Origin of the sequence: Streptomyces flavalbus (assembly GCF_042674625.1) — a bacterium.
GTDB classification, from domain to species: Bacteria; Actinomycetota; Actinomycetes; order Streptomycetales; family Streptomycetaceae; genus Streptomyces; species Streptomyces flavalbus.
The window spans coordinates 5624174-5646446 of the sequence record NZ_JBHTEB010000001.1 but is presented as its reverse complement, the minus strand read 5'-3'; the positions used below and the strand labels follow the sequence as shown (position 1 = coordinate 5646446).

The following is a 22273-nucleotide window of genomic DNA, read 5'->3' as shown; positions in this document are numbered from 1 at the left end:
CCAGCGACTCCTGTTCTCGCGTGTCAGAGCGCGTCCGGGCCGCGCTCACCGGTCCGGACCCGTACGGCCGTGTCGACCGGGAGGGACCAGACCTTGCCGTCACCGATCTTGCCGGTGCGGGCGGCCTTGACGATGACGTCGATGAGCTGCTCGGCGTCGTCGTCCTCGGCCAGCACCTCGATGCGGATCTTGGGCACCAGGTCGACGGTGTACTCGGCACCGCGGTAGACCTCGGTGTGGCCTCGCTGTCGACCGTAACCGCTGGCTTCGGTGACCGTCAGTCCGTGGACTCCGAAGGCCTGAAGGGCCTCCTTGATCTCGTCGAGCCGGTGGGGCTTGACGACGGCGGTGATGAGCTTCATGCCTCAACCTTCTTGCTCTCAGCAGCGTTGCTGCTCGGGGCGGGCGCCGTGGCGGCGGAGATGTGCGCGGCGGCGGCGCTGCTGAAGTCGTATGCAGTCTCGGCGTGGGCGCTCTGGTCGATGCCGGTGACCTCGTCGTCCTCGGAGGCCCGGAAGCCGATCGTCTTCTGGATGGCGAAGGCGAGGATGTAGGTGACGACGAAGGTGTAGCCCATGACGGAGAAGGCGCCGATGGCCTGGGAGAGGAACTGGTCCCCGCCGCCGGTGCCGTCGATGGCGAGGAAGCCGACCATCAGGGTGCCGAGGACACCGCCGACCAGGTGAACGCCGACGACGTCGAGGGAGTCGTCGTAGCCCAGCTTGTACTTGAGGCTGACGGCCCAGGAGCAGACCGCGCCGGCGACGACGCCGATGAGCAGGGCGCCGAAGACGTTGACGTTGCCGCCGGAGGGGGTGATGGCGACCAGGCCGGCGACCGCGCCGGAGCAGGCGCCCAGCGTGGTGAAGGCGCCGTGCCGGATGCGCTCGTAGATCAGCCAGCCGAGCATGGCGGCGCCGGTGGCGACCTGGGTGTTGATGGCCATCTGGGCGGTGACGCCGTCGACGCCCAGCTCGGACCCGGCGTTGAAGCCGAACCAGCCGAACCACAGCAGGGCGGTGCCGAGCAGGACCAGCGGGAGGTTGTGCGGGCGCATCGGGTCCTTCTTGAAGCCGACGCGCTTGCCGACGACGAGGACCGCGGCGAGGGCGGCGATACCGGCGTTGATGTGGACCGCCGTACCACCGGCGAAGTCGATCACGGCCGGGTCGAGCTGGGAGAGCCAGCCGCCGCCCCAGACCCAGTGGGCTACGGGGAAGTAGACGACGGTGACCCAGACGCCGATGAAGAGCATCCAGGCGCCGAACTTGATCCGGTCGGCGAGGGCGCCGCTGATGAGGGCCGCGGTGATGACCGCGAACAGCATCTGGAAGAGCGAGAAGGCGAAGAGGGAGATGTCGTTGCCGGTGAAGGACTCCATCGTGGAGTCGGCGTCGACGCCCTTCAGCCCGATCATGTCGAGGTTGCCGATGAACCCGCCGGAGTCACCGCTGAACGCGAGGGAGTGTCCGTAGAGCACCCACATCACGCTGACGATGCCCAGTGAGATGAAGGACATCATCAGCATGTTGAGGACGCTCTTGGACCGGACCATGCCGCCGTAGAAGAGGGCCAGGCCGGGCGTCATCACCATGACGAGCGCCGCGCTGATCAATACGAATCCGGTATCTGTGCCGTTCAATGCCGGTATCTCCTCGTCTTGGATACGGCCCCGTGCGGGCGAAGCCTGAGCGGACTGCGGGGGGCGGGCCGGTTATGCGGCACGAGATTGGCGTAGCGCCGTTTCGATGGAGGCCACGCGTTGTTTCGCGGGCGTGACAAGGGCACCTGACGTGTTACGCGTCGATGAACTGCCTGATGTTCGGCGACCGGATCGTTATCGTGGCGCAACCTTCTCCGCCGCGGGCGCGCGAAACGCGGAAACCGGCCGCGGGCGGCCTTCCGATGACCTGGCGCGGGGGAGCCGAGTCGGGCAGTTCGGGAAGGCCGGCCGCGGCCGGGGTCTGGTGGCGGTGGTCAGACCGCCTCGGCGGTCTCGGGCAGCTCCACGGCGAGTTTCTCGGTGAGGTCGACGACCTCGGCGAGATCACCGAAGTCGCGGGCGGCGGTGTCGACGGTCTTTCGGATACGGGTGTTCACGCGCTCGGAACGAACCTTCTTGGCCACGCGCATGGCGCGCTCGGCGTAGACCGTGCTCTGCTCCGGTTCGCGCTGGAGCAGGTGCACGGTGGCCACGCCGATGAGGTTGAGCGCATACGACCGCTGGTGCTCGCCGTCCTCCGCGAACAGCTCCACGGCGCGCCGCATCAGCGGCTCGGCGAGGGAGGCGTAGGCGGGGCTGCGACCGGCGACATAGGCGAGGTCGCGGAAGGAGTGGCTGTTCTCGCCGTACAGCTCGGCCTCGGAGAAGAAGCGGATCCAGTCGGGGTCGGGCTCGTCCCACTCGTCGGCGTCGGCGAAGGTGTCCTCGGCCATCCGCACGGCGCGCTTGCACTTGCCGGGCTGGCCCATGTTGGCGTACGCGCGGGCCTCCATCGCATACAGCATCGCCTGGGTGCGCGGGCTGGCGCAGTCCCGGCTGCCGTACTGGGCGAGGTGGATCAGTTCGAGGGCGTCGTCGGGCCGCCCGAGGTGGATCATCTGGCGGCTCATGCTGGAGAGCACATAGGAGCCGAGGGGGCGGTCACCGGCCTCCTTGGCGGCGTGCAGGGCGAGGACGAAGTACTTCTGGGCGGTGGGCTGGAGGCCGATGTCGTAGCTCATCCACCCGGCCAGTTCGGCGAGTTCGGCGGCGACCTTGAAGAGCCTGCGGGTGGTGGCCTCGGGCTGGGGTTCCTGGAGGAGGTCGGTGACCTCGTGGAGCTGGCCCACGACGGCCTTGCGGCGCAGGCCGCCGCCGCACTGGGCGTCCCACTGGCGGAACATCACCGTGGTGGACTCCAGCAGGTCCAGCTCGGGCTTGGACAGCCGCCCGCGCGCGCGACTGGTGGGCACCGGCTCGGGGTCGGGGCGGTGCGGGGAGGGCGGCGCGGGGACGAGCCAGCGCTGCATGGGCTCGATGAGGGCCGGGCCCGCGGACAGCACCAGCGACGTCCCGAGGAAGCCGCGCCGCGCCAGCATCAGGTCGCTGCGCGAGAACTCGCTGAGCAGGGCCACTGTCTGCGGGCCCGTCCACGGCAGGTCCACGCCGGTGGTGGACGGGGTGGCGCGGGCGGTGCGCAGGCCGAGGTCCTCGATGGAGACGACGCAGCCGAACCGCTCGGAGAACAGCTCGGAGAGGATCCTGGGGATCGGCTCGCGCGGGTTCTCGCCATCGAGCCAGCGGCGTACGCGGGAGGTGTCGGTGGAGATGTGGTTGGCGCCCAACTGGCGTGCTCTGCGGTTGACCTGACGGGCCAGCTCGCCCTTGGACCAGCCGCTGCGCACGAACCATGAGCCCAGCAGCTCGTTCGGGCGCTTGTCAGCGTTCGCGCCGCCGCCGTTGCCGCCCACTGGAACGCCCCCATCCCCTTGTGTCGACCGCCTGCCGCCGAGTGCGCCAAGCCCTATCAGAATGCCCGTCAAACCAGCCGCCCGTATGGCACTTGCCACACTTCGAACGGGGAGCCGACTTGCCTCCGGCATACCCGGGCGAGCATGTGCCTCCAGGGTCCGTGCACTCAAAGTAATCCTACGATCACCCATCCAGCCACGGCGAACGCCGAATCGCCACCATTCGCCACCCCTTCGAATGAACTCCCGGTGGCCTGCTCGCGATTCACTTGACACAGGACGGTGGGAAGTGAGCGGAGCGGTGCACAAAAGGGCGCGCACGGCCGAGCACACCCCCCGAGGCGCTTCAACGCGCCGCATGGATCGGTCGCCTGGTTCGACCGCCAACGGGAAGGCGGGAACGCAGCGTCACGTTCCGCGTCCGTCTCGTAACCACCGGTGCGTCGGACCCGTTGGAGGGGGCATGGGCTTCACGATCGGCAGCAGTCGGGGCATCCGCGACATCCGGTCCACCACTCGGCGCCGCGGTCGCACCTCGGAGTGCACCGCGGTCGCGGAGTACACGGGCCTGTGGGGCTGGGCCGTGGCGCCGGGCGCGCGGGCCGCCGCGGGCGTCTGCTCGTGCGGGCGCCCGGACTGCCGCGCGCCGGGCGCGCACCCCCTGGACTTCGCCCCCGAGGTGCCCGCCGGGGCCACCCTGGACGAGGTGACGCGCGCCTGGGGCGAGACGCCGGGCGCCGCGGTGATGCTGCCGGTCGGCCGGGCGTTCGACGTCATCGAGGTCGCCGAGCCCGCCGGGCGGCGCGCGCTGGTCCGCCTGGAGCGCATGGGCCTGCCGCTGGGCCCGGTGACCGTCACGCCCGAGGGCCGCGCCCAGTTCCTGGTCGCCCCCGGCGCCGCCGCCGAGCTGCCCGCGCTGCTGTACCGCATGGGCTGGGACGACCCGGCCCTCGACCTGCGCGCCCTGGGCGCCGGTACGCACATCACCGCCCCGCCCTCCGACCGCGCGGGCCTCGGCCCGGTGCGCTGGCTGCGCCCGCCCGCGCTGGACTCGGCCACCAGGCCCCCGGCGGCACGGCTGCTGCTGGGCACGCTGGCGTACGTCGCCCACCGGTCCCCCGCGCAGCCCTGGGCGTAGCCCCGGGTACGACGAGGCGCCCGTCCCCTTCTTTGTCAGGGGGCGGGCGCCTCTTCTTTGTCAGGGGCGGGCGCCTCGTCGTACGCGCTCTTCCGGGGCCTCTCCGGTCCGTCAGTCGCCGATCAGGGCGTCCACGAACGCCTCCGGCTCGAACGGCGCGAGGTCGTCCGCGCCCTCCCCGAGCCCGACCAGCTTGACCGGCACGCCCAGCTCGCGCTGGACGGCGACGACGATGCCGCCCTTGGCGGTGCCGTCGAGCTTGGTCAGCACGATGCCGGTGATGTCGACGACCTCGGCGAAGACGCGGGCCTGGACGAGGCCGTTCTGCCCGGTGGTGGCGTCCAGGACGAGCAGCACCTCGTCGAGCGGGGCGTGCTTCTCGACGACGCGCTTGACCTTGCCCAGCTCGTCCATGAGGCCGGTCTTGGTGTGCAGCCGTCCCGCGGTGTCGATGAGCACCACGTCGGTGCCCATCTCCTTGCCCTCCTTGACGGCGTCGAAGGCGACGGAGGCGGGGTCGCCCGCCTCGGGGCCGCGCACGGTGTGGGCGCCCACGCGCTCGCCCCAGGTCTGGAGCTGGTCGGCGGCGGCGGCGCGGAAGGTGTCGGCGGCGCCGAGGACGACGGTGCGGCCGTCGGCGACCAGGACCCGGGCGAGCTTGCCGGTGGTGGTGGTCTTGCCGGTGCCGTTGACGCCGACGACCATCACGATGCCGGGCTTGCGGCCCTCGGGCTCGGTCTTCACGGTGCGGTCGAGGTCGGGGCCGACGAGCGTCAGCAGCTCCTCGCGCAGCAGGCCGCGCAGCTCCTGCGGGGTGCGGGTGCCGAGCACCTTGACGCGTTCGCGCAGCCGTTCGACCAGTTCCTGGGTGGGCTGCACGCCGACGTCGGCGGTGAGCAGGGTGTCCTCGACCTCCTCCCAGGTCTCGTCGTCCAGGTGCTCGCGCGACAGGAGCGTGAGCAGCCCCTTGCCGAGGGCGTTCTGCGAGCGGGAGAGACGGGCGCGGAGGCGGACCAGCCGCCCCGCGGTGGGCTCCGGTACCTCGATGACGGGTACCGGCAGCTCTTCGACGGGGGGTTCCTCCACGGTGACGGGCGCGCCGCCCTCCGGGAGGTCCACCTCCTCTATGGTGCGGCGCGGTTCCTCACGCGGCGTCTCGGCCTCGTCGCCGACGTGCGGCTCGGCCGGAGGGGCGGTGAGGTCGGGGGTCGTGGGCGGCGGCGGGGGCAGGGCCTTCTTCCGCCGGGTGCCGACGACGAGCCCGCCGATCGCGCCGAGCACGACCACGGCGATGACTACAGTAAGGATGACGATGTCCATAACGCGTCCAGTATCAGCCATGGGGGTCGGCCGGACCCAGCTTGTGGGTTCCTCCAAGGGGTACGGGTCGCGTCTCTGAGCATCTGACGCAGTGTCCGCTACGGTCCCCGCGCGCACGGCGCACACCACCCGCCGCCGAAGGGAACCCCCATGCCCGTCACGGTCGTACGCTTCGACCTCGTCGCCCCCGACGCCTCCCCCGCCGTGCGGACCGACGAGCACCAGGGCGCCGCGAACAACTGGCCGCCGTCGCACGGTCGAGGAGCTGCGCGCGGAGGGCGTGCACCGGGTGCTCACGCCGGACGAGTGCGTCGCACGCGGACTCGACCACCTCGTACCGCGTCCGCTGTGCGGCGGGCTGACGGTGGCGGAGGGGTGGCGCTGTCTACGGCTGTTCCGCGACGGCGTACTGCCCCGGATCAGCGGGTGATCCGGGGCAGTACCCCTTACGGGGACGAGGAGAGGGGCAGCGGGGACTTGGCCCTTCTCCTCGGGCTCGGGGGGCCGGTCAGCCCATCTCCTCCAGGCGCTTGCCCTTCGTCTCCTTGACGAACCTCAGGACGAACGGGATGGAGAGCGCGGCGAAGACCGTGTAGATCACGTAGGTGGCGGACAGGTTCCAGTCGGCCAGCGACGGGAAGCTCGCGGTGATGGCCCAGTTGGCGATCCACTGCGCGGCGGCGGCGACACCGAGCGCGGCGGCGCGGATCCGGTTGGGGAACATCTCGCCGAGCATGACCCAGACGACCACGCCCCAGCTCAGGGCGAAGAAGAGCACGAACACATGGGCGGCGATCAGGGCGACCCAGCCCTGGGTGGCGGGGAGCTGCCCGTCGACCAGGTCGGAGGAGAACGCCCACGCCTCCAGCGCCAGGCCGATCACCATGCCGACCGAGCCGATGATGGCCAGCGGCCTGCGGCCGATCCGGTCGACGAAGATCATCGCGATCACGGTGCCGACGATGTTGATGATCGACGTGGTGAAGGAGTAGAAGAACGAGTCCGACGGGTCGACGCCGACCGACTGCCACAGGGTGGCGGAGTAGTAGAACGCGACGTTGATGCCGACGAACTGCTGGAAGACCGACAGGCCGATGCCGACCCAGACGATCGGCTTGAAGAAGAAGCTGCCGCCGAGCAGGTCCCGGAAGCTGGACCTGGTCTCGCTCCGCATCCCCTGCTCGATCTCGTCGACGCGGGCGTCCAGGTCGACGTCCTGGCCCTCGACCTCGGCGAGGATCGCGCGGGCGCGCTCGCGCTTGCCGACGGAGAGCAGGTAGCGGGGGGACTCGGGGATAGCGAAGGACAGCAGGCCGTACAGGACGGCCGGGATGACCATGACGCCGAGCATGACCTGCCAGGCTTCCAGGCCCAGCAGCTCACCGCGCTGGTCGCCGTCGGCGGCGTTCAGGATGCCCCAGTTGACCAGTTGCGACACGGCGATGCCGACGACGATCGCGGCCTGCTGGAAGGAGCCGAGACGGCCGCGGTACGCGGGCGGGGCGACCTCGGCGATGTAGGCGGGGCCGATCACGGAGGCCATGCCGATGGCGAAGCCGCCGACGACCCGCCAGAAGGCGAGGTCCCACAGCGCGAACGGCAGCGCGGAGCCGACGGCGCTGACGGTGAACAGCACGGCGGCGATCTGCATACAGCGGATCCGGCCGATGCGGTCGGCTATCCGGCCCGCGGTGGCGGCGCCGATGGCGCAGCCGATCAGGGCGATGGCGATGACCTGGGCCAGCGCCGCGGAGCCGATGTCGTACCGGCCCCGGATGGCCTCGACGGCGCCGTTGATCACGGAGCTGTCGTAGCCGAAGAGGAAACCGCCCATCGCGGCCGCCGCCGCGATGAAGATGACGTGCCCGAGGTGGTCGGGCGGAACCGTGGGGGCTCCTGACTTGGATGCTGCCTGCGCAGTGCTGGTCACGTGTACTCCTCGGGCCGCCCGGCGTCGCTGCCGGGCGTGGGGATCGGCCCTTCGAGGCGCTTGGTCCTGAAGGTAAAAGCAACGTTGCAGAGACTATGCCTTCAAGTTTCGAAGTCAATAGGGCCTAACGACTCAGTTCAGGGCGAGGGGATGGAGGTGTTAGTTCAAGAGTTGAAGTGAGTGGCTCTATCGTCAGACAAAAGCGCAGGTCGCGGTACGTGTAGAGGGCACCGGTTTCTAGCGCAGCCGCTGACTGATGACCTTCGACACACCGTCGCCCTGCATGGAGACGCCGTAGAGGGCGTCGGCGACCTCCATCGTCCGCTTCTGGTGCGTGATGACGATGAGCTGCGAGGCTTCCTGGAGCTCCTGCATGATCCGGATCAGCCGCTGGAGGTTGGTGTCGTCGAGCGCCGCCTCGACCTCGTCCATGACGTAGAACGGGCTGGGCCGCGCCTTGAAGATCGACACCAGCAGCGCGACGGCGGTCAGCGACCGCTCCCCGCCGGACAGCAGCGACAGCCGCTTGACCTTCTTGCCCGGCGGCCGGGCCTCGACGTCCACACCGGTGGTGAGCATGTTGTCCGGGTCGGTCAGCAGCAGCCGCCCCTCACCGCCGGGGAACAGCCTGCCGAAGACGCCCTCGAACTCGCGCGCGGTGTCCCGGTACGCCTCCGTGAAGACCTGCTCGACCCGCTCGTCGACCTCCTTGACGACCTGGAGCAGGTCCGCGCGGGTCTTCTTCAGGTCCTCAAGCTGCTCACTGAGGAACTTGTGCCGCTCCTCCAGCGCCGCGAACTCCTCCAGCGCCAGCGGGTTGACCTTGCCGAGCTGCTGGTACGCCCGCTCGGCCGCCCTCAGCCGCTTCTCCTGCTCGGCCCGCACGAACGGCCGGGGCCGGTTGCGCGGGTGCTCCGGGTCCTCGGGCAGCTCCTCGCCCTCGGCGGGGGGCGAGGGGGGCACCGGCTGGTGCGGTCCGTACTCGGAAACGAGCCCCGCCGGTTCCACACCGAGTTCCTCCAGCGCCTTGGTCTCCAGCTGCTCGATCCGCAGCCGCTTCTCGGCGCCGAGTACCTCCCCGCGGTGGACCGAATCCGTCAACTTGTCGAGTTCCGCCTTGAGATCGCGCCCCTCGGCGCGGGCCTGGGCCAGCTCCCGCTCCCGCAGCGCCTTCGCCGCCTCGGCCGCCGTCCGCTCCCGGTCGGCCCGCGCGAGCGACACCTCGACGTGCGCGAGCAGTTGCCGGGCACCGGAAGCGACGGCGCCCGCGACGGCGGCCTCGTGCCGCAGCCGGGCCCGCCGCTGCTCCGCACGCGCGCGTGCCTCACGCTCCGCGCGGGCGGCCCGGTCGAGCGAGTCGGCCCGTCCGGCGAGCCCCTTCACCCGCTCCTCGTGCGTACGGACCTGGAGGCGGGCCTCCATCTCGGTCTGCCGCGCGTTGGCGCCGTCGGCCGCCAGCCGGTCCCGCACCGAGGTGTCCGGCTCCTCCTCGACCGGCATCTCCTCGGCGACGGCGAGCCGTTCCGCGAGCACCTCGACGTCCTCAAGCGCCTTGTCGAGCGCCTCCTGCGCCCGCGCCGCGGCGGCGACGGCGCGCCCGGCCTCCCCGGCGGCGCCCCTGGCCTGCCCGGCGAGCCGACCGAGCTGCTGGGCGACGGAGGACTTCTCCCGGTCGGCGGCGCGGCGCCGCTCGGCCAGCTCCTCGACGGTGGCGGCGGCCTCCCGGCGCCGCTCCTGCGCCGCGCGCTGGGCCTCGGCCAGCTCCTCGCACCGTACGGCCAGCTCCGCCAGCTCGGCGGCGGCCTCGTCCACGGACGCCTGCACCTCCAGCAGGCTGGGGGCGCCCGCGGAGCCGCCGTGCGCGTAGTGGGCGCCGAGGAGGTCGCCTTCGGCGGTGACGGCGGTGAGGTGGGGGTGGGCGTAGACGAGGTCCTCGGCGTCTTCGAGGGTGTCGACCACGACGGTGCCGTGGAGCAGTCGTCGTACGGCGGGCATGAGGTCCGCGGGGGCTCGGACGAAGTCCGCGGCGAGGGGTGCCCCGCTGGCTTGTACGGCGTCTGCGGGTGTGTCGTGGCTGGTCGCGCGGTTCCCCGCGCCCCTCAGGTCGGCGGGGGTGCCCGCGAGGAGAAGGGCTGCCCTTCCGCCGTCCTGCTTGCGGAGGAGGCGGATCGCCTCGGCCGCCGCGGAGGGGGAGGTGACCGCCAGGGCGTCCGCCGCCGCTCCGAGGGCCGCCGCGAGCGGGATCTCGTATCCCGGGGTGATGGTCAGCAGTTCCGCCGCCGGGCCCAGGAGGCCGGAGAGACGATCCTGCGCGGAGAGGAGGGCGCCGGTGCCGTCCTTGCGGCGCAGGCCCAGGGCCAGGGCGTCGTGGCGGGCCTGGGTGGCGGCACGCGCGCGTTCCGCCGCGGTGACCGCCTCGCGGGCGGCGGAGTGGGCGGCCTCCGCCTCGGTGAGCGCCTCCTTGGCGGCGCGGTGCCTGTCGGCCAGGTCCGCGTCGTCGGCGTCGAGGCCGTCGACCTCGGCCTTGAGGGTCTCGTACTCCTCCTGCGCGGTGACCGCGCGCTGCTGGGCCTCGTCGCGGGCGGCGGCCAGGCGGTCGATCTCGGCCTGGGCGGAGGCGGCGCGCGAGCGGGCGGCGCCGACCTGGCCGTTGAGCCGGGCCAGCCCCTCGCGGCGGTCCGCGATGGCGCGGGCGGCGTCCTTCAACCGCCGCTCCTCGGCGGCGAGTTCGCGCTCCAGTTCGGCACGGTGGGACACCGTGTCCTCCAGCGCCCGCTGCGCCGCCTCCAGGGCGGCCTCCAACTCGGCCTCCTGCTCGCGGACCCGGGCGGCCTCGCGCTCCAGGTCCTCGGGGTCCCGGCCGCGCCGCTCGTCGGGCGGGGCGGAGGTGGCGCTCTTGACGCGGGCGTCGGCCAGCGAGACGGTGCCGCGCACCCGCTCCGCGAGCTGGGACAGCTCGTACCAGGTCTGCTGGGCGCGCTGGAGGCGGGGGGCGAGCCGCCGTACCTCGTCCTCCAGGAGGGCCTCGCGCTGGAGCGCCTTCTTCAGCTCCTGCTCGGCGGCCTCCTTGCGCTCCTTCAGCGCGGCCTCGTCGGCGACCTCCGTCTGGAGCGCCTCCCGCAGCCGTACGAGGTCGTCGGCGAGCAGGCGCAGCCGGGCGTCGCGCAGGTCGGCCTGGATGACGGCGGCCCGGCGGGCGACGGCGGCCTGGCGGCCCAGCGGCTTGAGCTGGCGGCGCAGTTCGTCGGTGAGGTCCTGCACGCGCGCGAGGTTGGCCTGCATGGCGTCGAGCTTGCGGAGCGCCTTCTCCTTGCGCTTGCGGTGCTTGAGGACGCCCGCGGCCTCCTCGATGAAGGCGCGGCGGCCCATGGGGTCGGCGTGCAGGACGGAGTCGAGCTGGCCCTGGCCGACGATGACGTGCATCTCGCGGCCGATGCCGGAGTCGGAGAGGAGTTCCTGGATGTCCAGCAGGCGGCAGGTGTCGCCGTTGATCTGGTACTCGCTGCCGCCGTTGCGGAACATGATCCGCGTGATGGTGACCTCGGCGTACTCGATGGGCAGCGCCCCGTCGGAGTTGTCGATGGTCAGCGACACCTCGGCGCGGCCGAGCGGCGGGCGGCCGGTGGTCCCGGCGAAGATGACGTCCTCCATCTTGCCGCCGCGCAGCGACTTGGCGCCCTGCTCGCCCATGACCCAACTGAGCGCGTCCACGACGTTGGACTTGCCCGAGCCGTTCGGTCCGACGACACACGTGATGCCCGGTTCGAACCGGAGTGTGGTCGCCGAGGCGAACGACTTGAACCCTCGGAGGGTCAGGGCCTTGAGGTGCACGGCGCTGGACTCTACCTTCCGGGGTTGTCTCACTCCATGAACCGGCGGTTTCGCCCTGGGAGTCGCAGGGCACACCAAAAGTTAAACAGGGTGAAAGGATGCGCGGGTCAAGGAGACCGCGGGCGACCGGGGGCCGGGGAAGAAGAAGGGACGCCGAAGCGTCCCTTGCCATTTCTGACAACTGAGCGGTTGATTACGGGCGGCCCAACCACTGCTGTCGTGGTGCGATGCAGTGATCAGGTGAGCGCAGGCTCCGCCTGGTGTGCGTCAACGCTCTCCATGATCCTGTCGTGAGAAGCGGCAGCCGTCAGGGCGTCGTTCTCGGCCTGGATCCGTACGAGCTCGGATTCCAGGTCCTGGACGCGCTGCTGGAGCCGTCGCATCTCGGCGAGGAGTCGAGGGTCGGAGCCGCCGACGTAACCGAGAAGCGCCTTTGCCATGATGGATGGTCCTCCACACTGAGTGACCGACCGATGCGGTGTGGGTCGTGAGGGATTCGCACCCGCGGTGCTTGGCACTGTGGAGTTGTGCTGCCGGTAATCCATGCCAAACAGCTAAGGTGCGCGGGGCTTTCAGCGTCTCACCAAAAAGTTTGACGGTCAACACGATCACGCCCCGTATTGGGGGGCGAACCGGGGGCACGCGGCCGGGTGACGGCGGCGCTGCGACTCCTACGGGGCCCTGGGGCGTGGCGATCATCTTTGCGCGCGAGGACCGGCCGCGCAAGCGGTTCTCGGCAACCACCAGCGGTTTTCTTCCCGCGCGGGCGCGCGAGCACCGCCCCGGCGGTGGCGCCGGTGGGTGCCGGGCGGTCGTGGGTCAGCGGATCGCGAAGCCGTCGTAGCCGCCGCGGGGTGTGTCCCAGATCTCGGTGACCCCGTCCACGCGGCCGGGCGTGTCGCCCTTCTGGAGCCAGTCGAGGAGCGTCTCGCAGCCCTTGCGCGGACCCTCGGCGACCACCTGGACCCGACCGTCCGCCAAATTGAGAGCAAAGCCACTCAGGCCGCCGATCTCCAGCGCCTTGGCCCGCGTGAACCAGCGGAAACCCACACCCTGGACGCTTCCCCGCACCCAGGCCACCAGCCGTACATCCTCGCTCATGGGTGCAACCTAACGGGCCAATGTCTCTCGGAGCACTTCCGCATCGCGCGCCATGCGGTACCGTCCCCACCCAATGAATCTCATATGAAACTCACTCGATCGTGTGAGTGTGAGTCTGGTGGGCCGTGGGGGGACGCGCCGACCGCAAGGACGAGGAAGGCCAGGACATGGGACGCCACCGACGCATCGCCGCCGGCCGCGCCGCCACGGGCCGCGCCGGGGAGGTCGCACCACCGCACGGCTCGTCCACGCGGGAGTACGACCCGCGCGATCCGCACGCCGCCGAGTACGGCACCACCGGGATCGCCCCCTACCTCCACCCCGAGGCGTACGCCGACGCCCGCGCCCGCAGCGAGGCGTACCTCTACGCCCCGGACGCGTACATGACGGACGGCGGGGGCTACCCGGCCGCCGCGGAGACCGTGGGCTTCCCGGCCGACGGCTACCGGGCCGGTGGGTTCCCGGCCGGTGGACGCCGGGTCGGCGGGCCCGCGCCGGACCGGTTCACGACCGAGGCGCTCGCGTCCCACGACTTCGCGACCGGCGACCACCTGTCCAGCGACCGGCCGTCCGCCGACTACCGCCCCCACGGCTTCCCGGCCGACGACCGCCTGTCCCACGACTTCTCTGTCGACGACCGCCTGTCCCACGACTTCGCCACCGACGACTTCACGGCCGCCGACGGCCTCACCACCACCGCGTTTGCCTCCGACGGGTTCACGCCCGACGAGGGCGCCCGGCGCGCCGGGACGCACCGGCGCCGTAAGAAGAAGGCCGGGGCGCCGGTCCGCAACGGCCTGCTCGGGGTCTCCGCCGCGGTCGCCCTCGGCACCGTCGCGGTCGCCACCGGCGTGATCCCCGGCACCGAGAACTACCAGCTCGGCGGTGGCGGCGGGGACAAGGTGCAGTCCGCCGACACCCCGGGCAACTCCGCGACCCAGCAGGGCGGCGCCTCGGGCAGCGCCGAGTACCCCGAGGGCACCGCCACCAGCCCCGGCGGCCAGCGCTCCGGCACCGGCTCCGCCTCCAGCGGCGCGTCCGACTCCGCCAAGCCGTCGCCCTCGACGTCGTCGGCCGCGCCGACGGAGGCCCCGGCGAAGGAGAAGGAGCCCCAGGCCAACCCGTCGAAGACCAAGCAGCCGAAGCCGGTGACCCCGCCGTCCAACGCGGCGACGCAGGCGCCGGAGGAGAGCAGCGCGCCGGTGACGGTCTCCCGCGAGGCCGCCGCCGAGGCCGAGGTGCTCAAGCTCGTCAACCAGGAGCGGGCGCAGGCCGGTTGCAGCCCCGTCGCCGCGAACAGCGCCCTCGCCTCGCTGGCGGGCGCCTTCAGCGCCGACATGGCCGCGCGGGACTTCTTCGACCACACCGACCCCAGCGGCGCCACCCCGTGGGACCGCGCGGAGGCGGCGGGCATAGACAACCTCGGCGGCGAGAACATAGCCCGCGGCCAGGCCGACGCCGCCGCGGTCATGGACGCCTGGATGAACAGCCCCGGCCACCGCGCCAACATCCTGAACTGCGACTTCACCACACTGGGCGTGGGCGTCCACTTCGGGGACGGCGGCCCGTGGTGGACGCAGAACTTCGGCTACTAGCCCCCGGCCCACTCCCCCTGCGCTCCCGTACGCTGGGGGCATGACCACCACGCCGGAGCGCGCCGCGGAGCGGGATCTCGCGTATGACGTGTTCTCGCGGGCCTGCCCGTCGCGCGGGACGCTGGAGCATGTGACCGGGCGCTGGGGCGCGCTCACGCTGGGCGCGTTGTACGACGGGTCGTTCCGGTTCAACGAGTTGCGGCGGCGGGTCGACGGGGTCAGCGAGAAGATGCTGTCGCAGACGCTGCACGCGCTGGAGCGCGACGGCCTGGTGCACCGGGAGGCGCACCCCACGAACCCGCCGCGGGTGGACTACGAACTGACCGAGCTGGGCCGGGGCGTCGCCGAGCGGCTGATGGCGCTGATCGAGTTCGTGGAGGGCCGGATGGACGACGTCCTCGCGGCCCGTGGCCGTTACGACGAGACGCGCGGCGGGCGCTGACAGCGCGGGCAGTAGTAGCTGGAGCGGTTCATCCACGGGCGGCGGCGCATCGGCGTACCGCAGCGGCGGCAGGGTTCGCCCTCGCGGCCGTAGGCGTCCAGGGAGCGGTCGAAGTAGCCGGACTCGCCGTTGACGTTGACGTAGAGGCTGTCGAAGCTGGTGCCGCCGACCGCGAGGGCCGCGTTCATGACGTCCCTGATGTGGCCGAGGAGTTCCCGGGTGCGGGGGCGGGTGAACGTCGACGTCGGGCGGTCGTAGTGGAGGCGGGCGCGCCACAGCGCCTCGTCGGCGTAGATGTTGCCGACGCCGCTGATCAGGGACTGGTCGAGCAGGGCGCGCTTGATGGTGCTGCGCTTGCGGCGCAGGGCCTGGTGGAAGGCGTCCTCGTCGAAGCGCGGGTCGAGCGGGTCGCGGGCGATGTGCGCGATGACGTCGGGCAGCCCGTCGGGGGTGTTGTCGTGCAGGGACAGGCCGCCGAAGGTGCGCTGGTCGACGAAGCGGAGTTCGGTGCCGAGGGCGTCCGAGAAGCGGACCCGGATGCGCAGGTGCTTCTCGTCTGGCGCCGTGTGCGGCTGCACCAGGAGCTGGCCGCTCATGCCGAGGTGGGCGAGGACGGACTGGTCGGTGTCCTCCAGCGGCAGCCACAGGTACTTGCCGCGGCGGCGCGGGGTGCCGATCCGGTGGCCCTTGAGACGGTGCGCGAAGTCCTCGGCCCCGGCGGCATGGCGGCGTACCGCGCGCGGGTGCAGCACCTCGACGTCGGCGACGGTGCGGTGGGCGGCCCACCGGTCCAGGCCGCGGCGTACGACCTCGACCTCCGGCAGCTCGGGCATGTGTGCTCCGCAGGGTGAATGAGCCGAGCGCCCGCCCCGGGGCGGGACGGGCGCTCAGACGCGGTGTGACGGGGCCCGGCGGTCAGACGGAGGGGACCTGCGGCTCGGCCGAGCCGTCCTCGTCCGGGTCGTCGGGCTTGGTGTCGTCGTCGGTGGCTCCCGTGACCGGGGAGCCGTCCGCGGCGGCCCGTTTGGCGCGCTCGTCAGCCGCCGCGCGGATCGCGCGCCAGGCGGACTCGGCGGCCTGCTGCTCCGCCTCCTTCTTGCTGCGGCCGGTGCCGGTGCCGTACGAGACGCCTCCGACGCGGGCGGCAGCAGTGAAGGTCTTCTCGTGGTCGGGGCCGGTCTCCGTGACCAGGTACTCGGGCACGCCGAGCCCCTCGGTCGCGGTGAGCTCCTGGAGGCTGGTCTTCCAGTCCAGTCCGGCTCCGAGGTTGGAGGACTTCTCGATCAGCGGGTCGAACAGGCGGTGCACCAGCTCCGCCGCCGAGTCCAGGCCCTGGTCGAGGTAGACCGCGCCGATCACCGCTTCGAGGGTGTCGGCGAGGATGGACGCCTTGTCCCGGCCGCCCGTGCCCTCTTCACCGCGGCCGAGCCGGATGAAGGAGCCGAGTTCCAGCGAGCGTCCCACCTGTGCCAGCGCACGCGAGTTGACCACCGCGGCCCGCAGCTTGGCCAGTTGGCCCTCGGGCAGGTCGGGGTGGGTGCGGTACAGCGTGTCGGTGACGACGAGGCCGAGCACGGAGTCCCCGAGGAACTCCAGCCGCTCGTTCGTCGGCAGACCGCCGTTCTCGTACGCGTAGGAACGGTGGGTCAGCGCTCGCACCAGAAGGGCGGACTCGACCTGGTAGCCGAGCCGCCCTTCCAGAAGCGTGTGGGACGAGGCATGGTTGTCGCCAGAGTTCTTCTTCGGCGTGGACACAGTGCCTCTCACCAGCCGCTCAGACCTCGAGGACCTGGCGCTTGTTGTAGGTGCCGCACGACGGGCACGCGATGTGCTGCTGCTTGGGCTCGTGGCAGCGCTCGCACGCGACCAGGGTGGGGACCGCAGCCTTCCACTGCGACCGGCGGTGGCGCGTGTTGCTGCGCGACATCTTCCGCTTCGGAACAGCCACGGCTACTTCTCCTGCTTCTCGTCGACGCCCGTCTCGGCGCCGCTCGTGTCGTCCTTGTCGCCAGGTTCGAGCGAACCGGCGAGTCCCTGCAATGCCGCCCAACGGATGTCGACGGCGTCGTGGTGGTGGTCCGGGTCGTCCAGGAGCCGTGCCCCGCACTCGGCGCACAGACCCGGGCAGTCCTCCCGGCACACCGGCTGCATCGGCAGTGCGAGCACCACCGCATCGCGCAGCACGGGTTCGAGGTCGAACAGGCCGTCCTCGATGAAGAGCCTGTCCTCGTCTTCCTCGGCGTCGTCGGCCGGTTCCGCCTTCACGCGGCCCCGGTCGTCGGCGTCAGGGTACGAGAACATCTCCTGGAAGTCCGCTTCCAGCTCCTGCTGGAGCGGCTCCAGACACCTTACGCACTCCCCCTCGGCGCGGGCACGGGCGGTGCCGGTGACGAGCACACCCTCCATGACCGACTCCAGGCGGAGGTCCAGCTCCACCGGGGCGCCCTCGGGCACTCCGATGACGTCCTTCAGACCGAGGTCCTTGGGGGCGTCGACCGTGCGGGAGAGCCGCTGGAGCGCGCCGGGCCGCCTGCCCAGCTCGTGCGTGTCGAACACGAGGGGGTTGCGGTGGTCGAGGCGGGCGTTGGAGGCCATTCCTGCTTTCGATCTGTGAGCTGGGGGGACACTGCCCGTCCTTGCTGTGCGGGCAGCGCTGATCGCGGACGCCTGCGGACCCTGTGAAAAGGCGTGAGCGCACGCGCGACCGAAGAGCCAGGATACTGGACCTTTCCCATACGGCCCAATCGGCACCCTCAGCCGTTGCCGCGGCCCTGCTCGTACGCCCGTAGCTGCTCGGCGCTGATCATGCTGGTGTCGAAGAGGCTGGTCTCGTCGAGCGCCTGCGGGTCCTGCGCGTAGCCCTGCTGGGGCTGCTGGGGCTGCTGGGGCGGGTAAGCGGGCTGCTGCGGGTAGCCCGCGTACGGGTCGGCCTGCTGGTAGCCGTAGGGGTCCTGCTGCTGGGCGTACTGCTGCTGGTAGCCGTACGGGTCGGCCTGCTGGGCCTGCTGCTGGTAGGCGTAAGCGTCCTGGTAGGGCTCGGCCTGGGTGCCGTAGGAGTCGTCGCGGCTGGCGTAGCCGTCGTCCTGGGCGGCGTACGACGGCTGGGCGGGGACGGTGGCGGACTGCTGCTGCTCGGCGGCGGTCTCGCGCTGGGACAGGGCCGCGAGGTCGGCGAGGTAGTCGGCGTCGCTGCTGTGCTGGACGGTGCTGGTGTCGTCGGCGAGGGCACCGAGGTCGTCGGTGGCGATCCGGCCGTGCAGCTTCTGTCGGCCGCGGCCGACCGCGTCCAGGGTCTTGGCGAGGACCGCCTCGAAGGCGCCGAGCTTCACGTCGACGTACTCGTCGGCGGTGCGGCGCAGGGTCTCGGGGTCGTGGCTGCGCTCGGGGGCGTCCTCGTCCTCGTAGCCCTGCTCGTCGAGGCCCGGGCCGGTGCCGAGGAGCTTCTCGCGGCCCCGGCCGACGGAGCCGAGGGTCTTGGTGAGGACGACCTCGAAGTTGGCGAGCTTGGAGTCGACGTAGTCGTCGGCCTCGGCGCGGATGTCCTCGGCCTCCTTGCGGGCCTCGGCGAGGATCCGGTCGGCCTCGGCCTGGGAGCGGCGGGCGATCTCGGTGTCGGAGATCAGCGAGCCGCGCTCGGCGTGCGCGCCGGAGATGATCCGCTCGGCCTCCTGGCGGGCCTGCTCGACGAGCTGCTCCCGGCCGCCGATCAGCTCCTGGGCCTCGGCGAGGGAGTCGGGCAGGGCCGCGCGCAGCTCTTCGAGCATCGAGAGCAGTTCGGCGCGGTTGACCACGCACGACGCCGACATGGGCATCGACCGGGCACTGGAGACCGAGGCGACGATCTCGTCGAGCTTCTTCTGCACGTCCACCGTGTGCTCGCCACTCTCTACAGCTGTGATGGAGACCAACGGGACGACTGTACGGCCATGGGGCGCCCGGGGGACACCGAGTGACGGCCCGTCAGCCGTTCAGTCCCCGCGCAGCCGCTCGGCGAGGGCGGCCAGGACCTGCGGCGGCACCAGGTGGGAGACGTCGCCGCCCCACTGCGCGACCTCCTTGACCAGGGAGGACGACAGGAAGCTGTAGGTGGGGTTGGTGGGCACGAAGAGCGTCTCGACGCCGGTGAGGCCGTTGTTCATCTGGGCCATCTGGAGTTCGTAGTCGAAGTCGCTGACGGCGCGCAGGCCCTTGACGATGGCGGGGATGTCGCGCTGCTTGCAGAAGTCCACCAGCAGGCCGTGGAACGCCTCGACGCGCACGTTGCCGTACTCGCTGGTGACCTGGCGGATCAGGTCGATCCGCTCGTCGATGTCGAACAGGCCCTTCTTGGACTTGTTGATCATCACCGCGACGTAGACCTCGTCGTACAGACGGGAGGCGCGGGCGATGATGTCGAGATGTCCGTTGGTGATCGGGTCGAACGACCCGGGGCAGACGGCGCGGCGCACTTGTGATCCCTCGCTCTCCGGTCCGGTCATCGTGCGTCTTCGCACGTAGAGGCGGCGCGACCGTACCAAAACGTTCCCTCGCCGTAGCGGCGGGCCCGGATCGGTTCGAAACCGTCGGGCCACCGGAATTCACCGCCTCTGGTGCTGCGCTCCACGGTGACGAGGGCGTCGGCCGTGAGCCACCCCTCCGTGCGGAGTGTGAGGAGGATCTCCCGAAGATCGTCGTCGGTTACGGCGTACGGCGGATCGAGGAAGGCCAGGTCGTACGGCCGCTCGGGTGGGGCGGCGCGGATGATCTGTTCCGCTTTGCCCGCTCTGACCTCGGCGCCGGGCAGGCCCAGCGACCTGACGTTGTCCCGGACGGTGCGGGCGGCGCGGGCGTCGGCCTCGACCAGCAGGGTGTGACCGGCGCCACGGGAGAGGGCCTCCAGGCCGACGGCGCCGGAACCGGCGTACAGGTCGAGGACGCGTTCGCCGTCCAGGGGGCCGCCGAGGAGGGACTGCCAGGTGGAGAAGAGGCCCTCGCGGGCGCGGTCGGAGGTGGGGCGGGTTCCGGTCCCCGGGGGACGGCGAGGCGGCGTCCGCCGGCGGTGCCAGCGATCACGCGGGTCATCTGTGGTCCTTGGTCGTGGGCGGCTTCCGGTATCAGTGTGGCTGGTCGCGGGGTGCCCCGCGCCCTCGGGGTCGGGCCCGTTCACCCCTTTTCCAGGTACTGCTCCCTCTCCTCGTCCAAGAGGGCGTCCAGGGCGGTGCGCAGGCCGGGGAGCTTGGTCAGCTCCGGGTCCGCCGCCACCACCGCCGTGGCCTCCTCGCGGGCCTCCGCGATGATCTCCTCGTCCTCGATCACGGCGAGCATCCGCAGGCTGGTGCGGGCGCCGGACTGGGCCTGGCCGAGGACGTCGCCCTCGCGGCGCTGCTCCAGGTCGATGCGGGAGAGCTCGAAGCCGTCGAGGGTGGCGGCGACGGCGTTCAGCCGCTGCCGGGCCGCGCTCGCCTCCGGCGCCTCGCTGACCAGCAGGCACAGGCCGGGCGCGGCGCCCCGGCCGACGCGTCCGCGCAACTGGTGGAGCTGGGAGACGCCGAAGCGGTCGGCGTCCATGATCACCATCACCGTGGCGTTCGGCACGTTGACGCCGACCTCGATGACGGTCGTGGCGACCAGGACGTCGGTGTCGCCCGCGGCGAAGCGGCGCATCACGGCGTCCTTGTCGTCGGGCGGCATCCTGCCGTGCAGCACCTCCACCCGCAGGCCGTGCAGCGGGCCCTTGGCGAGCTGGTCGGCGACGTCGAGGACGGCGAGCGGCGGGCGCTTGTCGGCGTCGTCCGGGGCGGGCTTCTTCCTGCCCTTGCCTGGCGTGTCCTCCTCGTCCCCGATCCGGGGGCAGACGACGTACGCCTGGTGGCCCTTGCCGACCTCCTCGCGCAGCCGCTCCCAGGCGCGGGCGAGGAAGTGGGGCTTGTCGGCGGCGGGGACGACATGGCTGGCGATCGGGGAGCGACCGGCGGGGAGCTGGTCGAGGACGGAGGTCTCCAGGTCACCGAAGACGGTCATGGCGACGGTGCGCGGGATGGGGGTGGCGGTCATCACCAGCAGGTGCGGGGTCTGCCTGCCCTTGCCGCGCAGGGCGTCGCGCTGCTCGACGCCGAAGCGGTGCTGTTCGTCGACGACGACCAGGCCGAGGTCGTGGAACTGCACCTTGTCCTCGATGAGCGCGTGGGTGCCGATCACGATCCCGGCCTCGCCGGTGACGAGGTCGAGCATCGCCTGCCGTCGCGCGGCGGCGCCCATGGACCCGGTGAGCAGCACCACCTTGGTGGCCCGCTCCGCGCCGCCGAGCATCCCGCCCTCGGCCAGCTCGCCCATCATCTCCACGATCGACCGGTGGTGCTGCTGCGCGAGCACCTCGGTCGGCGCGAGCATCGCGGCCTGCCCGCCCGCGTCGACGACGGCGAGCATGGCGCGCAGGGCCACCATCGTCTTGCCCGATCCGACCTCTCCCTGGAGGAGCCGGTGCATCGGGTGGTCCGTCGCCAGGTCGGTGAAGATCTCCTCGGAGACCTTGCGCTGGCCGTCGGTGAGGGTGAACGGGAGGCGGTCGTCGAAGGCGGTGAGGAGGCCGTCGGGGCCGGGGCGGCGGGGGGTGGCGGGGAGCAGGGCGTCGGTGTGGCGGCGGCGGGCGAGGGCGACCTGGAGGACGAACGCCTCGTCCCACTTCAGGCGGGCGCGGGCGTCGGCGATGTCGGCCTTGGTGTGCGGGCGGTGGATCTTGAGCAGGGCCTCGGGGAGGGGGACCAGGCCGCGGCCCGCGCGGAGGGTGTCCGGCAGCGGGTCGACGGCCTCCTGGGCGCTGGGCAGCACCGTCTGGATCGCCTTGCCGATCTTCCAGGACTCCAGCTTGGCGGTGGCCGGGTAGATCGGGATGAGGGCGCCCGCCCACGCGTCCACGGCCTCCTCCGCGCCGTCGCCGCGCAGGAGTTCGTAGGCCGGGTGGGCGAGTTGGAGGCGGCGGTTGAAGACGGAGACCTTGCCCGCGAAGAGCGCGCGGGTGCCCGGCAGGAGTTCCTTGTGGGGCTTGTGCACGCCGTTGCCGAAGAAGACGAGCTGGAGCCTGCCGCTGCCGTCGGTGATGGTGACCTCCAGGCGCTGGCCCTTGCCGCGCGGGGCCTTGCTGGAGGCGAAGGTGTGCAGGCGGGCGTCGGCGACCATCGCGACCACCGTGACGTGCTCGTCCATGGGGAGGTCCGCGAGGTGGGTGAGCTGGCCGCGCTCCTCGTATCTGCGGGGGTAGTGGTGCAGGAGGTCGCCGACGGTGTGCAGGCCGAGGTGCTCGGCCATCACCTTCGCGGTGGCGGGGCCGAGCACCTTCTTGAGGGGTTCTTCCAGTGCGGGCACGAGATCCATTGCACACCACGCCACTGACATCGCCGTATACGTCTCGGGAAACCCCTGGTCAGGCGGCTGGTTGGGGCCCTAGGATGGCGCGCTCCGGCCATCCTTCCCGCGGTCACCGCCTC

18 protein-coding genes and 2 pseudogenes are annotated in these 22273 nt (G+C 71.6%); 4 read left to right on the top strand and 16 right to left on the bottom strand.

Going from position 1 to position 22273, the window contains the following annotated elements; all coding sequences use genetic code 11:
* Positions 1-23: 23 nt before the first annotated feature.
* The 3 genes from ACFQZ6_RS25485 to nsdA all read right to left on the bottom strand — a co-directional run bounded on the left by ACFQZ6_RS25485 (position 24) and on the right by nsdA (position 3453).
* Positions 24-362, bottom strand: coding sequence for a P-II family nitrogen regulator (locus ACFQZ6_RS25485; RefSeq protein WP_055725071.1), 339 nt, complete (start codon positions 360-362; stop codon positions 24-26).
* Positions 359-1642, bottom strand: coding sequence for an ammonium transporter (locus ACFQZ6_RS25480; RefSeq protein WP_381612962.1), 1284 nt, complete (start codon positions 1640-1642; stop codon positions 359-361). The genes ACFQZ6_RS25485 and ACFQZ6_RS25480 overlap by 4 nt, the downstream gene beginning before the upstream one ends.
* Before the next feature lie 335 nt (positions 1643-1977).
* Positions 1978-3453, bottom strand: coding sequence for a transcriptional repressor NsdA (nsdA, locus tag ACFQZ6_RS25475; RefSeq protein WP_381612959.1), 1476 nt, complete (start codon positions 3451-3453; stop codon positions 1978-1980).
* A 463-nt stretch (positions 3454-3916) separates the two neighbouring features.
* Here nsdA and ACFQZ6_RS25470 point away from each other — a divergent pair, with 463 nt between their 5' ends.
* On the top strand, positions 3917-4591 hold the full coding sequence (locus tag ACFQZ6_RS25470) for a bifunctional DNA primase/polymerase (protein ID WP_381612956.1): 675 nt from the start codon (positions 3917-3919) through the stop codon (positions 4589-4591).
* 111 nt (positions 4592-4702) lie between these two features.
* Here ACFQZ6_RS25470 and ftsY read toward each other — a convergent pair whose 3' ends face one another.
* Positions 4703-5911: a signal recognition particle-docking protein FtsY gene (gene ftsY / locus ACFQZ6_RS25465; RefSeq protein ID WP_381612953.1), complete on the bottom strand. Its 1209-nt coding sequence runs from the start codon at positions 5909-5911 to the stop codon at positions 4703-4705.
* A 253-nt stretch (positions 5912-6164) separates the two neighbouring features.
* Between ftsY and ACFQZ6_RS25460 the strand changes: the two are divergent.
* Positions 6165-6341, top strand: a pseudogene (locus ACFQZ6_RS25460) (LLM class flavin-dependent oxidoreductase); the annotation flags it as partial.
* Positions 6342-6419: 78 nt separating this feature from the next.
* Here ACFQZ6_RS25460 and ACFQZ6_RS25455 read toward each other — a convergent pair.
* From ACFQZ6_RS25455 to ACFQZ6_RS25440, 4 genes are all read right to left on the bottom strand, one after another.
* Positions 6420-7931 carry a sugar porter family MFS transporter gene (locus ACFQZ6_RS25455; protein ID WP_381618632.1) on the bottom strand — a complete coding sequence of 504 codons (1512 nt, stop codon included), beginning with the start codon at positions 7929-7931 and terminating at the stop codon, positions 6420-6422.
* Between the two features lie 147 nt (positions 7932-8078).
* Complete coding sequence (gene smc, locus ACFQZ6_RS25450; RefSeq protein WP_381612950.1) at positions 8079-11672, bottom strand: chromosome segregation protein SMC; 3594 nt, start codon at positions 11670-11672, stop codon at positions 8079-8081.
* Between the two features lie 236 nt (positions 11673-11908).
* On the bottom strand, positions 11909-12112 hold the full coding sequence (locus ACFQZ6_RS25445) for a hypothetical protein (RefSeq protein WP_142192916.1): 204 nt from the start codon (positions 12110-12112) through the stop codon (positions 11909-11911).
* Between the two features lie 379 nt (positions 12113-12491).
* Positions 12492-12773 carry an acylphosphatase gene (locus tag ACFQZ6_RS25440; RefSeq protein WP_381612946.1) on the bottom strand — a complete coding sequence of 94 codons (282 nt, stop codon included), beginning with the start codon at positions 12771-12773 and terminating at the stop codon, positions 12492-12494.
* Between the two features lie 167 nt (positions 12774-12940).
* Between ACFQZ6_RS25440 and ACFQZ6_RS25435 the strand changes: the two genes are divergently transcribed.
* Positions 12941-14368: a CAP domain-containing protein gene (locus ACFQZ6_RS25435; protein WP_381612943.1), complete on the top strand. Its 1428-nt coding sequence runs from the start codon at positions 12941-12943 to the stop codon at positions 14366-14368.
* A gap of 40 nt (positions 14369-14408) precedes the next feature.
* Positions 14409-14810: a winged helix-turn-helix transcriptional regulator gene (locus ACFQZ6_RS25430; protein WP_381612941.1), complete on the top strand. Its 402-nt coding sequence runs from the start codon at positions 14409-14411 to the stop codon at positions 14808-14810.
* Here ACFQZ6_RS25430 and mutM read toward each other — a convergent pair.
* From mutM to recG, 8 genes and pseudogenes are all read right to left on the bottom strand, one after another.
* On the bottom strand, positions 14783-15643 hold the full coding sequence (gene mutM / locus ACFQZ6_RS25425) for a bifunctional DNA-formamidopyrimidine glycosylase/DNA-(apurinic or apyrimidinic site) lyase (protein ID WP_381612938.1): 861 nt from the start codon (positions 15641-15643) through the stop codon (positions 14783-14785). The two genes, ACFQZ6_RS25430 and mutM, sit on opposite strands and share 28 nt — an antisense overlap.
* 82 nt (positions 15644-15725) lie before the next feature.
* A complete protein-coding gene (gene rnc, locus ACFQZ6_RS25420) occupies positions 15726-16577 on the bottom strand; it encodes a ribonuclease III (protein WP_381612936.1) in 852 nt (283 codons plus the stop codon).
* 7 nt (positions 16578-16584) lie between these two features.
* The gene (gene rpmF, locus ACFQZ6_RS25415; protein WP_003951102.1) at positions 16585-16758 is read right to left on the bottom strand and encodes a 50S ribosomal protein L32; all 174 of its coding nucleotides are present in this window, start codon (positions 16756-16758) and stop codon (positions 16585-16587) included.
* 2 nt (positions 16759-16760) lie between these two features.
* Positions 16761-17405, bottom strand: a complete 645-nt coding sequence (locus tag ACFQZ6_RS25410; RefSeq protein WP_381612934.1) for a YceD family protein — start codon at positions 17403-17405, stop codon at positions 16761-16763.
* 158 nt (positions 17406-17563) lie between these two features.
* The gene (locus ACFQZ6_RS25405; RefSeq protein WP_381618629.1) at positions 17564-18679 is read right to left on the bottom strand and encodes an ATP synthase F0 subunit B; all 1116 of its coding nucleotides are present in this window, start codon (positions 18677-18679) and stop codon (positions 17564-17566) included.
* A 99-nt stretch (positions 18680-18778) separates the two neighbouring features.
* Positions 18779-19258 carry a pantetheine-phosphate adenylyltransferase gene (coaD, locus tag ACFQZ6_RS25400; protein WP_381612932.1) on the bottom strand — a complete coding sequence of 160 codons (480 nt, stop codon included), beginning with the start codon at positions 19256-19258 and terminating at the stop codon, positions 18779-18781.
* A gap of 26 nt (positions 19259-19284) precedes the next feature.
* Positions 19285-19871 (bottom strand): annotated as a pseudogene (gene rsmD / locus ACFQZ6_RS25395) (16S rRNA (guanine(966)-N(2))-methyltransferase RsmD).
* A gap of 81 nt (positions 19872-19952) precedes the next feature.
* Positions 19953-22160 carry an ATP-dependent DNA helicase RecG gene (gene recG, locus ACFQZ6_RS25390; RefSeq protein WP_381612930.1) on the bottom strand — a complete coding sequence of 736 codons (2208 nt, stop codon included), beginning with the start codon at positions 22158-22160 and terminating at the stop codon, positions 19953-19955.
* Positions 22161-22273 lie beyond the last annotated feature (113 nt).